General features: G+C 48.1%; 14 protein-coding genes. 7 read left to right on the top strand and 7 right to left on the bottom strand.

All coding sequences use genetic code 11. The features are described 5' to 3' along the window. Nucleotide 1: 1 nt before the first annotated feature. The 3 genes from ACH50O_RS13840 to ACH50O_RS13830 all read right to left on the bottom strand — a co-directional run bounded on the left by ACH50O_RS13840 (nucleotide 2) and on the right by ACH50O_RS13830 (nucleotide 2,134). Entirely contained in the window at nucleotides 2-931 is a 930-nt protein-coding gene (locus ACH50O_RS13840; protein ID WP_446808373.1) for a replication initiation factor domain-containing protein, read from the bottom strand. Between the two features lie 80 nt (nucleotides 932-1,011). Next, nucleotides 1,012-1,188: a hypothetical protein gene (locus tag ACH50O_RS13835; protein ID WP_446808372.1), complete on the bottom strand. Its 177-nt coding sequence runs from the start codon at nucleotides 1,186-1,188 to the stop codon at nucleotides 1,012-1,014. Nucleotides 1,189-1,285: 97 nt separating this feature from the next. Next, nucleotides 1,286-2,134, bottom strand: a complete 849-nt coding sequence (locus ACH50O_RS13830) for a hypothetical protein (RefSeq protein ID WP_446808371.1) — start codon at nucleotides 2,132-2,134, stop codon at nucleotides 1,286-1,288. Nucleotides 2,135-2,428: 294 nt separating this feature from the next. Here ACH50O_RS13830 and ACH50O_RS13825 point away from each other — a divergent pair, with 294 nt between their 5' ends. The 3 genes from ACH50O_RS13825 (at nucleotide 2,429) to ACH50O_RS13815 (ending at nucleotide 5,151) form a co-directional block, all read left to right on the top strand. Then, nucleotides 2,429-3,634: an AAA family ATPase gene (locus ACH50O_RS13825; RefSeq protein ID WP_446808370.1), complete on the top strand. Its 1,206-nt coding sequence runs from the start codon at nucleotides 2,429-2,431 to the stop codon at nucleotides 3,632-3,634. After that, nucleotides 3,634-4,041, top strand: coding sequence for a hypothetical protein (locus ACH50O_RS13820; protein WP_446808369.1), 408 nt, complete (start codon nucleotides 3,634-3,636; stop codon nucleotides 4,039-4,041). Before ACH50O_RS13825 ends, ACH50O_RS13820 begins: the two co-directional genes overlap by 1 nt. A gap of 552 nt (nucleotides 4,042-4,593) precedes the next feature. After that, the gene (locus ACH50O_RS13815) at nucleotides 4,594-5,151 is read left to right on the top strand and encodes a hypothetical protein (protein WP_446808368.1); all 558 of its coding nucleotides are present in this window, start codon (nucleotides 4,594-4,596) and stop codon (nucleotides 5,149-5,151) included. A 633-nt stretch (nucleotides 5,152-5,784) separates the two neighbouring features. Here ACH50O_RS13815 and aqpZ read toward each other — a convergent pair. Further along, on the bottom strand, nucleotides 5,785-6,474 hold the full coding sequence (aqpZ, locus tag ACH50O_RS13810) for an aquaporin Z (protein WP_036273347.1): 690 nt from the start codon (nucleotides 6,472-6,474) through the stop codon (nucleotides 5,785-5,787). 305 nt (nucleotides 6,475-6,779) lie between these two features. Between aqpZ and ACH50O_RS13805 the strand changes: the two genes are divergently transcribed. Further along, complete coding sequence (locus ACH50O_RS13805) at nucleotides 6,780-7,586, top strand: NAD(+)--dinitrogen-reductase ADP-D-ribosyltransferase (protein ID WP_446808367.1); 807 nt, start codon at nucleotides 6,780-6,782, stop codon at nucleotides 7,584-7,586. Further along, entirely contained in the window at nucleotides 7,583-8,458 is an 876-nt protein-coding gene (gene draG, locus ACH50O_RS13800; RefSeq protein ID WP_446808366.1) for an ADP-ribosyl-[dinitrogen reductase] hydrolase, read from the top strand. Before ACH50O_RS13805 ends, draG begins: the two co-directional genes overlap by 4 nt. A 93-nt stretch (nucleotides 8,459-8,551) precedes the next feature. Here draG and ACH50O_RS13795 read toward each other — a convergent pair whose 3' ends face one another. The 3 genes from ACH50O_RS13795 to ACH50O_RS13785 all read right to left on the bottom strand — a co-directional run bounded on the left by ACH50O_RS13795 (nucleotide 8,552) and on the right by ACH50O_RS13785 (nucleotide 13,330). After that, nucleotides 8,552-10,525 carry a DUF3857 domain-containing transglutaminase family protein gene (locus ACH50O_RS13795; RefSeq protein ID WP_446808365.1) on the bottom strand — a complete coding sequence of 658 codons (1,974 nt, stop codon included), beginning with the start codon at nucleotides 10,523-10,525 and terminating at the stop codon, nucleotides 8,552-8,554. Further along, complete coding sequence (locus ACH50O_RS13790) at nucleotides 10,522-11,967, bottom strand: hypothetical protein (RefSeq protein ID WP_446808364.1); 1,446 nt, start codon at nucleotides 11,965-11,967, stop codon at nucleotides 10,522-10,524. The genes ACH50O_RS13795 and ACH50O_RS13790 overlap by 4 nt, the downstream gene beginning before the upstream one ends. A 676-nt stretch (nucleotides 11,968-12,643) precedes the next feature. Then, a complete protein-coding gene (locus ACH50O_RS13785) occupies nucleotides 12,644-13,330 on the bottom strand; it encodes a VIT1/CCC1 transporter family protein (protein WP_446808363.1) in 687 nt (228 codons plus the stop codon). A gap of 171 nt (nucleotides 13,331-13,501) precedes the next feature. Between ACH50O_RS13785 and ACH50O_RS13780 the strand changes: the two genes are divergently transcribed. After that, on the top strand, nucleotides 13,502-14,434 hold the full coding sequence (locus ACH50O_RS13780; RefSeq protein ID WP_446808362.1) for a hypothetical protein: 933 nt from the start codon (nucleotides 13,502-13,504) through the stop codon (nucleotides 14,432-14,434). 177 nt (nucleotides 14,435-14,611) lie between these two features. After that, a complete protein-coding gene (gene acpP, locus ACH50O_RS13775; RefSeq protein WP_013820083.1) occupies nucleotides 14,612-14,845 on the top strand; it encodes an acyl carrier protein in 234 nt (77 codons plus the stop codon). The last annotated feature ends 71 nt before the right edge of the window (nucleotides 14,846-14,916 follow it).

Raw genomic sequence — 14,916 nt, 5'->3', positions numbered from 1 at the left:
GTTAGTCCGTCGGCTGATCGTCATCGCCAGAAACCAAGGGGCCCAGGGATTCTCCGCCCAATTCCAGGCGAGAAGGGGCGCCATTGCGTCTGAGTATTTCAATGACTCTTTCCTCACTGCCTTCTACTTCCACCATGACATTGATCATTTTGCCGTAGGCTTGGGATAGGTAGTAAGTCAGGTGGTGGTAGCTGATGTTCGCCGTTTTGCGGGTGGTGCGGATACGTTCCTGAATCAGATGCACCCACCCCATGCAGGCATAAGACGCCGCTAAATATTTGCCCGGCTCCAGAATCACATCCCAGGGAATCATCCGGTCTCGGTTGTGCAGTTCTAGTTCCCAGCGCACCCAAGGGCTGGATTTATCGCCCAGTTGTTTGCCTTTCTCGTAAACTCTGAGCAACTTGCCATTTTTCCGTTTGCCAACGTAGAACGTGCGACCGCTACCGTCGGCCTCGATCCAATTGCCCTGTTGATTGCATGATGGCTTATTGCCGCCGGCGTTGAATAAACCGGCTTTGTACCAATCCACCGCATCATCCACGGACGGCTCACCGTCGAACATGTCCACGGCGCCATCCCAGCGGGTAATCCGGCCTTGTAAGACTTCATGGAATAAGTGATAAACAGAACCCCAGTCACCAATTAGCGCGCAAGCAGAACCCGGCAGGCTAACAAAGGCTGTGTCACGTTGGCCGCCGTAAGCGAACATACCACCGGTTTTGCCGATGTCGAAGGAACGCTTGTAGCCGTGTAAGCCTTTGCCGCGATCAGCCAGTGACCCGAAAGCAATACCCAGGTGCAGGCGGAAATACTCGACTAATTGGACGATGTTTTCTTGAGTGGGGTTGAAAGCAAAGGTTGTATTTAAAAAATCGGTCAACGCCGCTAACGGTTCGCCGTCAGGTTTAGCAATGGGTGTCGAAATCAATTTCGATTTGCCACCGCCAATGGCAAAACGTTCAAATGTTTCTCCCGATTCAGGGTGTTCTTGAAAACTTTCCCCCCGTATTACCAGACGGGGGAGAACTCGCCCGGCAGTGCTGCAAATTCCAGTTCACCGCCGTGCCGTGCCGGATGCGGCTCCGCGCCGCACTCCGCCACCGGCGCGGCGGTTCCTTGGTATATGGGATTGCTTTTTGGCGAAGGCTCTCCGCCGACTGAAAATCTTTGTTGTTTGTCTTGCATAAAACACCGTTTTGGCTTCGGCGGAATGGAGTCATCCCGCAACGGTTGGGTAATTTATGCATTTGTAAGTCGAACCTCGACACCGTGAATTAATATTTCACAGTGTTGACATTCGGTTCATTATCTGGAAATCACGATAATCCCGTAACCTATCACCGAGAGCTTTTTCGGTTTCTATACGGTTCTCATAGCGTTCTAGACCCAACTGATCGCAAATGTCTAGGATTTCGCGATGCTTCAGATCATCGAGCCAGCGCATCGATTCGAGTATGGTAAATAACATGTATAGCAATCGGTGCCGGATTTTTCCTTTAAATTGTGGAGATTGGAGGCGGTAATTGAGCGGCCTGAGAAAATTTTCTTCACCTTCTCTTTGAGCCCTTAAGTACCGATTTTTGAAGTAAGGGATCTGTTCTAGGATGTTTCTATCGATATGGGCCGCCAAGTAAAATGAATCATCATTGCCTGTCATGGCTTCGTTAACCAATTGGGTCAATTTCCGACCGTGAACCATCAGCGCAACAAAATTATGGAAGCTTGCCAGCCCGAATGAGAGAGTGAGCTGAAAGGTTCTAATGGCTTTTTGCTGTTCTTCAATGGGGAGTTTTTCGAACTCAAGTTGAGCTTTAGCTCGTCCGGCAGTTGACCAATCAAGTGCGTCAAGATGGACGAACTTTTCATCCATCCATTGCCCAAATTCGGTTGACTCCTGGAGAGTTTGATTCAGAAATTCCGACTGCTCTTCTACCGGACGAGAGGTCAATTCCGTTAAAAACTGGTTAATTTTTTCGTCATCATCAAAAAATGCTCGAAATAGAGCTGTATGAATTCTGGCTTCATCTTGGTAGAGTTCAGGGTAATTTAGGCATTTAAGGCGAGTAGTCAATTCATGCATTCTTGGTGAAAAACGAATCCATCCTCGACTAGCGCCAAAGGCTTTGAACATGAAGTCGTAATCCGGAAGACAAGAGCCATAGAATTGGATCACATGTTCTAAATCAGGTCGGGCTATACGTTTTTCCATTAACAAAAATTTGGCTAATTGGTTTCAATATGGGTATGTCCTGTGTTCCGGCCACCCATCCACAGGAACCTCCCGCCTCTGGGGCTGCCGCTACGCTGCCCCGGCGGGTCCCTCCTGTGGATGGCTGGCAATGGTGGTATAGTCTGTCATTTAACCTGCAATCATGGAAGTTATGTTAAACGTATTCCAAACTTTGCTTTGCGTAGAGACCCCCGTATGCTTTTAAAGATTAAAAATTTTATATGTCTGGATGATGTCGAAATCGAAGTAAATGATTTGACTATAATTATTGGTGAACAAGCATCCGGAAAAAGTATAACTAGCAAAGTGTATTTTTTTTTGAGGGAGGTTGTTTCTAACGAAATAATAGACTCTATAGTCAATTTATCCGGCCTAAAATCGTTACAATCCTCACTTAAAAAAGAGTTTTCTAGTCTATTTCCAGATTATTCTTGGAAAAATCAGGATTTCACAATATCTGTATCGAACTTAATTCAAAAAGAGGGTAATGGTCCTGACATACTGATCTCTCATGCGAGTGGTAACGGGATTAAGTTTTCGTTCTCTGAAGAATTTAAGTTTGAATACAAAAAAATCACGACATACTATAAAAAGCTAAAAACTGAGCGTGAACAGGCAAGAGCTACTGACGATGATGAACTATTCCTGGGTCGTGATATGTCACCGTTCAGGTTATTTCGGAATTCTATAGAGCAGACAAATACAAATTTTCTATTTGAAGATGTCACTTACATTCCATCAGGAAGATCATTTTTCTCTACCATTAGAGATAATGTGTTTGGTTTTTTATCTGAAAATATTGGCATCGACCCTTTCTTGAAGAGCTTTGGAAAGTATTACGAATTTGCAAAAAGCATTGGCCCAATGCGTGAGGAAAAACATAAGGATTCACTTGCTGAGTTTGATACCCTTTCACGATCAGTGCTTAAAGGCAAATTCTCGATTGAGAATAAAAAAGAATGGATTGTTTCATTAGAAAGGAGAATTTCTGTAGCTAATGCATCTTCTGGCCAACAAGAAGCGCTCCCTCTACTACTTGTATTGCGTCAAGAATTAATGACGATTGGATCATCTAACATCAGAACAATTATTGTTGAAGAGCCTGAGGCTCATCTATTTCCTGTTTCACAAAAAGCTGTTGTAGATATCCTGTTTTTATTGAAACAAAAGAAAAAAAATCTTAATTTTTTAATAACAACTCATAGTCCATATGTGCTTTCGTGTATAAATAATGGAATACTTAAAGCCAACGGAAATGTGAAGGTTGATGCGTATTTTATTGCAAATGGGGCAGCAATAAAAATTGTAGATGAAGATTCTGGACTAATTAACGGAGAGGATTTGGATAAAATCTCAGCTGAGATAGCAAATGAATTCTATGCAGCCCTAGAGAATAAGTAATGAGGATTGTAGTGTGTTCTGAGAAAGGGAGGAGCTTTGAGCTCCAATCTCCAAAAAACTGGCAGTCTGAAAAAATAAAAATAGATGGAGGACTTATAAGTGGAAATGAAACTGAAAAATGCGATTATGCGATAACTGTTAAAAATAACTTAGACAATAAATATTTATTTTTTATTGAGCTCAAGGGACACGACTTAATGAAAGCTATTTCCCAACTCGAAAGTACTATTAATCAATTAATAACACATTTTCCTGATTTTCCAGATAGACAAGCGCATGCTGTATGTTCGAGAATTATTCCTAACGTAACAACTACTGCACAAATTGCGGCAGTGCGATTTAAAAAGAAACATGGTTTTCTATTAAAGTGGCATTCTCAAAAAGGAATTGTTTCGATTAAGAGCTAAGCGACCTAAATATTAGCTCCTGCCGTAGCTAAATCGTAGCTACGCCAGATACTAAGTAGATTTTTTCTAGTTGTTTAGGACTGTTTTTAGCTACAGCGAACATTGCAAGGTTTTGATTTAATTGGATGTTAAATGCAAATCTGATATTTGTAATCAGCCGGTCGACGGTTAGGGTCCAATCGCCAGCTCCATATTTATCAAAGGCTTAGGTGTTTTCAATCTTGGCCTTTTTTCTTGCCATGGATAAATGTAGACACAGTGGAGACGCCAAGTTTTCTGAAAAAATTCTTATCACATGCTGAGTTCGACCCATTCCTGCCTATCGCTCCATCTGGTTCACTGACAGCAATTTGATGTTTATCTGTCATAATCGGCAAGTGTAAGCTGAATCCAATGCTTGAATCGGCACAGGCCTGGGGGCGGGTGTTCAAACGACTGAAATTGTCTACTGAGAAGTTGTTTGAGGTGTGATTTAGGTAAGTTAGCCTAACCATAAGAACCAGCGATTTATAAATGTTATTTTAGTAAGCCATTGACCATCTTTTATTTAAAATGATTACAGCAGCCAATTTGATTGTTGGACTTTCTTTGCTTATTTCTGCATTTATGCTTGTTTGGCGTAAATTTAATGACTTTGGAAGCAAAGAATCAATAACACTTGTAGGACTTGGATTCTTAACTGGATTTTTTTTAGTGGCTGGCGATCGGATAACTGAATTGTCACTTGGAGACCTTAAAATATCAGCTGAGAAGGATGCAAGTATTATTAAGAACGCACGCATTGATGCCGAGGAAAACCTGAGACAAATCACAGAACTAAAAAATAAAATAAATAAAATTGAAAATGATACTCCAATATCTACAAGAATAACCTTGAACAATGATGAAATAAAAAGAAAGCAAAATAAAATTACTTACAATAATGAGAATATAATAAAACGAAAAAAAGAAATTTCTGACAATAGCGGCAATGTAGAATTCGAAAAATATTCGCTAGAACTTATAAAATCCGAGATTGCTAATTTTGAAAATAGTAATACAAATATTAATAACGAAATATTTAAACTAAATGAGGATAACAAAAAATTAGAAAAAGAGTTAGCCCGGTAGGATGCGGTAAACAACGTGTTCCGCATCATTCGCGATTGGTACGGTTCGTAAACTCACCACACCCTTCGCCTGCTTTTGGATAGACATTTACCGTTGGCACCATTGTTTCGACAGGCGGGTTTTGGCCGGTAGCCGAAATAGGCGCGGTTTTTTGTGTGCGTAAAATGTGCTTTTCTGTAATGCACATTCCTGATTTATCAGGCTTTGCGAGACTCAGAATGAACGATTGGCAGGACGTAAGGCGTTGATTTAATAGAACTTAATATTTCAGTTTCGGTCTTTTAATGCGATGGTCGTGCGTTCGAATCGCACACGACCCACCATCGAATGACTTGAAAGTCAAGCTGTTAGGCGAAAGCCTTTCGGCTTTTTTTATGCCCGTTAGAAAATTTGGGACACTAGTGGGACACTTCAAGTTAACAAATTACAATAAAGTGCAATACTAAAGGGCTAGCATTGATCGGCAAACAAACCTCAATCATCACTAAGGCGACGGGTGTCCGTTTCTATTAGATCACTACATTAAATTAAAGGCGCAATGTCGACGCAATCCGTGGTTTCAGCATACCCTACCGGAACCATGGATTGCGTCTGAGTAAACGAGATGTCGATTGGTCGAACTAAGCTCGGTATTTATTCGTCCGGGCTGCCGATAAAGCGATAGACCAATGCGCCCAATACCGCGCCGATAATTGGTGCCAGCCAGAACAGCCAGAGCTGCGCCAAGGCCCAATCACCAACATAAACCGCCACACCCAGGCTGCGGGCCGGATTGACCGAGGTGTTGGTGACCGGAATGCTGATCAAGTGAATCAAGGTCAGCCCCAAGCCAATCGCGATAGGGGCTAGGCCAGCGGGCGCACGGGTGTCGGTGGCGCCGAGGATGATCAGTAAAAACATCATGGTCATTACCACTTCGGTAATCAGCGCGGATAGCAGGGAGTAACCGCCCGGCGAATGTTCGCCGTAACCGTTGGAGGCAAATCCCGCAGCCACATCAAAGCCGGCCTTGCCGCTGGCGATTAAATACAACACGCCGCCGGCAGCAATCGCGCCGATCACTTGCGAGACAATGTAAGGCAACAATTGATTGGCCGGAAAGCGGCCGCCCATCCACAAGCCAACCGATACCGCCGGATTGAGATGGCAACCGGAAATATGGCCGATGGCATAGGCCATGGTCAGTACCGTCAAGCCAAACGCCAGCGAAACGCCGAGCAAGCCGATGCCCACATTCGGAAACGCCGCAGCCAAGACCGCGCTTCCGCATCCACCAAGAACCAACCAAAATGTCCCGAAGGACTCGGCTACATACTTTTTCATATGACTCTCCCGTGTGTTGTTATTGTTTTGCCTGTCATCGATCACTTGTTTTTGCTTAACAATCAATCGGCTAGCGCACTGTATTCTGTGTCTTTGTGCGATGTCAATCACAAAAAACGGCTAGATTCTTGCTTGGTGCTTGCTATTTTCATCTAGCTGCCCAATTGCGTGGAATGGTACGGGAATTGTGCCGCCAGAATTACGGAAGAATTAGTCCGGGAAAGTTTGTTCCGTATGGCTAATTTCCCTATTCGATGTGAGAATTAGGGTTTATCACCTTTCCCGACATTCTTCCCGGTTAACCCATGTCCGATATTTCCCAACACGGCCACAGTACCAATTTAGTCGGTATGGCGACGGCTTGTATGGCCAGTCATCTGTTTAATGATTATCCGAAGCCCTTGCATATCGCCGGCACCCGCGAGTCGGCGCCCGGATTATTCGAACAGTTGGCAGGCCAAACCACGTTGGCCGAGTGCGGGCGGGTATTTCAAGATTATATGTGCGTGGTGTTTGGCTTCGAAACCGAGCAGCGCTTGAGTGACGATGCCGAGGGCCGGCGCCGTTATCGCAACAGCTATCTGCGTCTGATTCAGGATTGGGGGCTGGATTCCAATAATGCGCAGGGCGCGGTGCTGAAGGGGTGGGTGGAAAGCCGTTTTGGTTTGTTCCCGAATTACCATAAGCAGCAGATCAGCAGTTTTATGAGCAAGGACTGGGTAACTTACATCGAAGAAAAGATGAACAGCCGCTATCACAACAATTGCATCTACATGCAGCTGGATTTGCTGTACGAGTTTTGCCAGTGGGTGATTGAGCGTTTTCAGGTGCCGGCTGCGACCCACAAAACCCTGTATCGCGGCGTCAATGCCTTGGATGATTGGGTGGTTAAAGATCAGGACAAACAGCACAAGATCGTTCGCTTCAACAGCATAGTCTCGTTTACCGACCGCAGCAGCATCGCCAGCGAATTCGGCGGTTATATATTAGAAGTGGAGGTGCCGATGGTGAAACTGGTGTTTTTTAGCGACCTACTGCCGCACCACGCCTTACGCGGCGAAGCGGAATATTTGGTAATCGGCGGCGATTATCGAGTGACGGTGCTGCGATGAATGAGCAATTATTGAATCGGGCCTTGGGCGCTTACTTAGGTTTTGCTTGCGGCGACGCGTTGGGGGCGACAGTGGAGTTTATGTCGCCCAAGCAAATCCAGAAGCGTTACGGCGTGCACACAGAAATGATAGGCGGCGGCTGGCTCGGCCTGGAGCCGGGGCAGGTTACCGACGACACGCAAATGTCGCTGGCCTTGGGGCAGGCCATCCTCGATCATCAAGGTTGGAATTTAAAGGCCGTCGCCGACAATTTTCTGGCTTGGTTGGAAAGCGATCCACCCGACGTTGGCAATACCTGCCGGAGAGGCATCGTCCGCTATCGCGACGACGGCGTGTTAATTGGCCTGCCGCGCGAAGACGAGGCCGGTAACGGTGCCTGCATGCGTAACTTGCCGGTGGTGCTGGCGACCTTAAATCGGCCGGAGGATTTCGAATCATGGAGTTTGGAACAGAGTCGAATTACCCATCACAACCCGCTGTCCGATGCCGCGACTTTGGCTTTAGGGCACATGACCAATGCGTTGATTAGCGGACAAGGACTTGAGCCCTGTGTGCTGCAAGCCGAAGGGTTGATCGGTCAATACAGCGAATTTGCCTATAGTCCGTATCCGGGCAAGGCCTCTGGCTACATCGTCGATACCGTGCAGACGGTGCTGCATCATTTTTTCAACACCGACAGTTTCGAGTCTTGCCTGATCGCCACCGTCAATCAGGGCGGCGATGCCGATACCACGGGGGCGTTGGCCGGAATGTTGGCGGGGGCGAAGTACGGTTTGGATCAGATTCCGGCGCGCTGGCTAGAACGGTTGGATCGGCAGGTTGTCGCCCATATACGGCGACAAGTGGCGGTATTAGTTCAGTTGGGTGAGTGAATAAGTTGCCGGGCACCGCTCGCGATCTATTTTCAGGCTGGTCTGTCGGGTATCGTAAGTTCTTTTAAAGATTAGCGATGCGGCTGATCACGTTCAGTTTGACCCCACTTCCGCGGCCGTCATACTGAACGACACGTGGTTTTCCTGTCCGATCAGTTCCAGAAACCGGTTGAATTCGGCAATTTTCTCAAGTGGAACCAACGTCCGAGGCATCTGCAAGTCGGTATAGGCGACTACACGGTTGCCGTCAAGGCGGTAATGCCGGTGCAGAGAACCCCATCGTGACACGTAATCGATCTTGGGGCCGACATTATTGACCTTTTTACCGGCGTATAATTGGTAACGGATTTCGCTGTGGTAATGGATGCCTCTAAATTGGTATGGATAGTACTTATTTTGTGTCTTCACGTCTTTAACTAATGAGCTCATCCACGGTTCAATATCGCGGTAGGTTTTGAGTAGCAATGGGTCGAAGACATTACGGTATTCAGCAGTCGAAACGACTGCCACAGTGGAGTCGGCCATATCCAGGCCCTGCACGCTGAAAGCCGGTTTTGCTTTCTCGCCCATCACCGACCGGTAATCCTCGTATAACCACTGTTCCCGCTCCGCTTGGGATTTAGCCAACAATGAACGCCGCACCCCGGCCGCCCAATGCGTGTCGTATTGCCGTTCCAAGGTCTCGGCGACGCTGCCGTCGTCGTTTAGTTGATTATCCGCTTCGGTTCGCACGACCCAGGTAAAAGGTTCGCTATCCAAATTATGCGGAGCGGTCGCATCGTGTCCTACTACCAACGCCACTGCTCCCTGAAGGTTGAAGGGCAAATGGCCGCCGCCGGTGTCGGAATCGGTCAAGTCCACGCAAATCTCGCCAGTTTGTCCCGATTTAACACAGGCCAACATATGGTTGAAATAAATACCGCTTGGCAATGGCAGCTTGGCAAGCGACATGCGTCCGGTGGATGTTAGCACCGGATACGCGTCCAGCCCGGCATCGCGGGCCATTTCGACGAATAGCATGGTCTTGTCTTTACAATCGCCGTAACGGCGTTCCAGCGTGGCCGTGGTCGGTCTGGGAATTACGCCGCCCTTGCCGCGTTCGAGTCCGATATAGCGAATATCGCGCGAGACAAATGCGCTCAAGCGGCTGACAATTTCGCGAATATCGCTGGCGCCTCCGCGCAACCGCATCGCTAAATCCGCAATCTTGTTGTCGTGGCTCAAGGCCGGCTCGGCCAACTTATAGATGCTCTCGGAAACCGCCGCCCAACTGTTCGGTTCCGCCAGAATCAATGTCGGCAATAGGTCGACAGGGGGCGGCATTTGATTTTCGCTGGGAATCGGCACGGACGCGTCCCGAGTCGAGCAGGTTAATTCCTGCCGGCCTTCCCGGCAATCCAGTTTGGCGTAATCGGTCTGCCACGCCGGTCTTTGAGCCTCATCGTTCCAATGTACTTCGGCGGCAAAATGCTCAAGCGGGTAAAAATTCTGCGGATACAGGATTCGCGCCCACGGCATTTGCAGTTTATTGCGGTCCGAGATTACCCGGTAACGCAATACGGCGATACTGCCTGGTCTGAGCTGAGCAAATGGAACGGTCACGTAAATCGTATCGGTAAAAATATTGTAGCTATTCTGATTGTTCAACTGTAGCGTGTTTGGATCGACGTCGGCCACAGTCCCGTCCGGTTGCACCACATAGGCTGCTTCGATTTCCGCTCGCTGATGGTTGGCGTCCAACCAAAATCCGTTGTTACCGTCGCTCTCTATGCCCTTTGCCGTCAGATACAACTGGGTAACGTTGACGGTGTCTCGCACTAGTTTATTGCGGTCTAGATGCAGATCATGGGTCTCGTCGAGCACCACGCTGCCGTAACCCAGTTGTTTCATTACGGCAATGCGTTCTGCCGGAGGTGCTAGCTGTAAATAGTCCCTATGCTGGGTTGCCGGCAACCAGCGCACCAAGTTTGGCGTATAACCGGACAATTTCAGATCCGTACCAGCCGCTACGTTACTGCAAACGCCGGCCTGCAATAAAAAAAAGACTAAGAGAGTTATCGTCTTCATGATTTTTTCCCTGTGCCGGCCAAACGAAAGCTCTCGATCAATTGCGACGCACTGGCGTTTGGTAGCGTTGCAGCGTGGCCGAGCACTTCAAATACTCGCGCCGGCGTCAGCACGGTAGCGACAACCAGAGGTGAATCGCGGGACACCATGCCTCCCTTCTGGCTGTAACGAGCCAATGATATCGGAGTGTCTTCGGTGCCGACCGCAAAGCTTCTACTTTCCTGAACGTCATACGCGCTCCAATTGGCGGCAATAAGCGCTTGGCGCTGGTCGACGAAACCATTCAGCGTTTGTTGTTGGCTGGGACTGATCCGCACCACGACCCACTCGCCGGTAGTTTTGTTGATCAGCTCCATGTCGGTATCGGGATATAAGGTTCCCCGGGCGACCATCCGCCACTGCCGATCCGGAATCGTCAGGTAATACTCGGCGCCGGGTCCGGAAACCGGCTGCCCCGCAGCCAAGGCGGAGGCTATATAGTAAGCGAACTCAGTTTTGCTGCCGATCAAAGCCAGGGCGATGATCGGCACACCAGCCAAAAACACGCCGCGCTGCCGCCAGCTGTAGCTGTTGGTAGGTTCTCGCCATTGAGCCGATTGTGCGTTGCGTAGCCGATTCGTCCAAGCGTTCAAAATCAGCCACGGCAACGCAGACATTGCACAGCTCAACGCAAACAAAAACCGCGGCATTGCGAAATTGGTCAATGTCGCGCCAACCAATATTAACGCCAATATGGCTGGCGAAAACTTAAAAAAGATGCCTTCTTTACGCCCTAGCCGTTCGACTTGTCTGGCGATTTGGTAAAACACGTTGAAGTTGTAAAGCGGAATCAGCATTTGCCAGGCGCAACGTTTCGGATTTAACTGCGAGCCGCCCAACGCGCGTAAATCGCTGACAATGCGGTACAGCAAAAAGGGTGAATACAGCATAGAGCTGAACATCATCAGCAATAATAGGCGCCAAGTGCTTTGCGGAGGGTATAGCAGCAGCGGTCCATTTTCGGCGATTGCGACTGGCGCGGGAGCCGCTTCCGCCTCAGGAAAGCCATGGGCTATCAGCCACAAGCGACGGTGGCGTTTATGGCCGACCCAAAATAACGGTACCGCCAATAGCGTAAAGAGTGTGATAAAAGCAAGGGTTCCGGTGATTTTATTGGCGTCTGCACTCCGGTAGGCGTCGTGCAGCACCGACAATGAAATTACTACCAACCCTAAAAGCAGGTTCGCGAAAACAAACCAAAAACCGGCTCGATAGCGCTTGATAGCTGCGTATCCGGTGTACAAAGTAATCAGGCCGTATCCAGCCGGACCGATATAACCTAAAATTTCGCTGCTGTGAATCGACTGGCTGGAGCCGATTCCCGACCAAACGGCTAATCCTAGATAAAGCAAGCTTTGTGCATACAAGCCGAAGCGGCCCTTTTCGCGGAGTTGTTCTTCCATGACTATACCCAAATGATTAATTCTGTTTGACTGTTGAGGATTTAAGCGCATTGTGCCGGTTGCAGGAATGCGCAACTGAGTACAAACTCTAAATCCAAAAGCGGTGTTTGACAATCTGATCTGCACTTTGTCCGCAAAGCCCAAATGCCTAATACAAGCCGCATTTCGGTAATCCCTGGCGATTCAAGTTAGGAGTTTCGCCTACGTGCGCGCACCAAATGTCGGCATTTGAACCTAATTTTATGACGCGGAGGTTATTTGCCGTCATTCATCTGAGTGTTGCCAGCAGAGAAAAAATTTTGGCTTACTTCATTGCTATGCCTGTTTTTTCACCATTTGTTCTTGTGATGCTGGACCAGCGAAGACACCTATGCGATTAGATTGGCAAAGCTTAAGGTCATGTCTGTCGGCGGTTAATAACCCGTTAAATACTTCAAACTCCCAGGCAGTGATTTGGTCGTTACCAACCGCTAGGGCACCGATAGTTCTTTTACCGGGTAAAGCGAAAAAGTGTTTATGGAGCAGCTTAGACCCAATTTCGGTCAACGCTGTGGGATAAATAAAAGTGCCTTTGGTGAGGAATGTGTCCCGTTGCTGTCAAGCCGATACTCTTACAACATACTCAAACACAGGCTATACCTTTAAAGTGCTTGCCTATTGCACCAATCCAAACTGCTTAAGCAGCCACTCCAAATAAAGCGCCAACCCCGGCAGTTAACCCCATCGCTAACGCTCCCCAAAAACTCACTCGCACGCCTGCAACCAGCATCGAAGCGCCACCAACGCGGGCGGACAGAAGTCCGAGAGATACTAGCAGCAGCAAGGAGCCTCCCGCGACGGCCCAAATCAAAACTGTTGCAGGCGCCAACAATACGAGCAATAAAGGCAAGATTGCGCCAACCGAAAAACTGCCAGCCGATGAAAAGGCCGCTAAAACTGGGCGCGCGGCGGTGGTGTCGGTGATGCCGAGTTCGTCGCGGCTATGCGCGCCTAATGCATCATGAGCCATAAGTTGGCGGGCGACTTCGGCTGCCAGTGCTTCGTCCAGGCCGCGTTCGACGTAAATGGCGGTCATTTCGTCATGCTCGTGTTCCGGATAGGCTGCTAATTCCCGGCGCTCGCGCTCCAGGTCGGCGTGTTCGGTGTCTGCTTGCGAGCAAACAGAAACGTATTCGCCGGCGGCCATGGACATCGCGCCTGCTACCAGCCCGGCAATGCCGGCGATCAGGATATGTTTGGCATCCACGCCGGCTGCTGCGACACCCAATATCAGGCTGGCGGTGGAGACGATGCCGTCGTTGGCGCCCAGCACGGCCGCGCGGAGCCAGCCAATGCGGTGATTTCTATGTCTTTCAATATGCATGTGGCTTCTCGTTGCCCAATAAAGTGAGGATATGCTTGGATAGTAACCTGATTTTCCGGTCTAGGCCGAGCATTGTTGTCGGCTCCGAATGAACTAGATTGGTGCGTTACTTCCTGATTCGCCGTAATCGGCCTAGAATAACCGGCTCATATCTACTGTCATTGGTTGTCGATGAAAGATCAGTCGTTTACTTTCGAGCAAATTCATATCGAAGTCGCCCGCAATGCGTCCGACGATTTCAACCTGTTTCATGACAAGCATAAATGGCTGCAGGTCACGCACAATCCGTTTAAAGGGCCGATTGTGTTGGGGTTTCAGTTGAATACGCTGATCGAATATCAGATTCGCTTATATCGGGAAGCGCATCACGAGGATCAAATCATCGCCGACAATCAACTGCGCTTTAGCAATTATCAGATAATTTTCGTCAATGCCTTGCGGCCGCGACAGGAAATGACGCTGGATATAAAGAAGACCCTGATTGCGACGATACCCGAGCTGACGTTGACTAACCGCATTGCTATCAAGTCGCAAGGCAAAACTATCTTGCTTGGGTATAAAAAAGAAACCAAACATCCATTGTTTTTGGCGGATACCGATTTAAGCGGCCTGCCGGATTTAAATACGCTGCCCGACAAAACCGTCGTACCCGGCACCGAGTTTTTTCTGAAGCGCAAGTGGATGAATAACGGCAATGTGAAGAACTTTCTGTCGGGTTCTTTCGCGGAACAGTCCGATTATTTCGACGAGTTGTTGCAGGTGGCGCAATATCCGGAAGTGTTTCCGTGCAGTTTGACGTCCGGCGCGTTGTTGGAGAAAGCGCAGTTGGAAAATCACGATTTCAAGCGCAATCCGATGGTCTACACCTCACACGACATTTCGGTGGACCGCGTACATCTGGCAACGCTGAAAAACAACGGCAAGCTGCATATTCTGGTCAAGCAATTGCCGGAGTCGCCGGACAAAACCCTCAATCACACCAGCATCATGCTGCGTACCTATGAATGTTTTGGGGTGTTGGAGAACAAGGCGGTTTTATTCAGGATCAAACTTAATTTAGTGCCGTTGGAAGAAATTATCAAAAATTTGAGTGCGAAAACTTAGCGGCAGGCCGCGAATTGCCTAGTCGCGGGCGAATGTTGTGAATTTTTTGGAACATAAAGTATAATCCGCGCTGTCGTTAGGCAAGGCCAGTGACGAGATTGCAAATTCAATTAATACAACACTAAAGATAAGGTAAGTGCTCGCAGTCAGGCATTTGCATTGTTCGAGGAAAAAAATATGAGTAATATCGAAGAACGAGTAAAAAAGATTGTCGCGGAACAATTAGGCGTAAAAGAAGAAATCGCAAACGATGCGTCTTTTGTTGACGATCTTGGCGCTGATTCTTTAGACACAGTTGAACTCGTCATGGCTCTGGAAGAAGAATTCGAATGCGAAATTCCAGACGAAGAAGCTGAAAAAATCACCACAGTCCAATTGGCTATCGATTATATCAACGCCAATCTGCAATAAGTTGTTTCCAAAAGTTAGTGGATGGTTTCCATCCACTAGCCGATTTATCTCCCTTCTCTGGTTGTCTTGTT

Source organism: Methylomonas sp. 2BW1-5-20, assembly GCF_052474515.1.
Note: the sequence above shows the minus strand (reverse complement) of the source record. Positions and strands in the feature narration are given on the sequence as shown.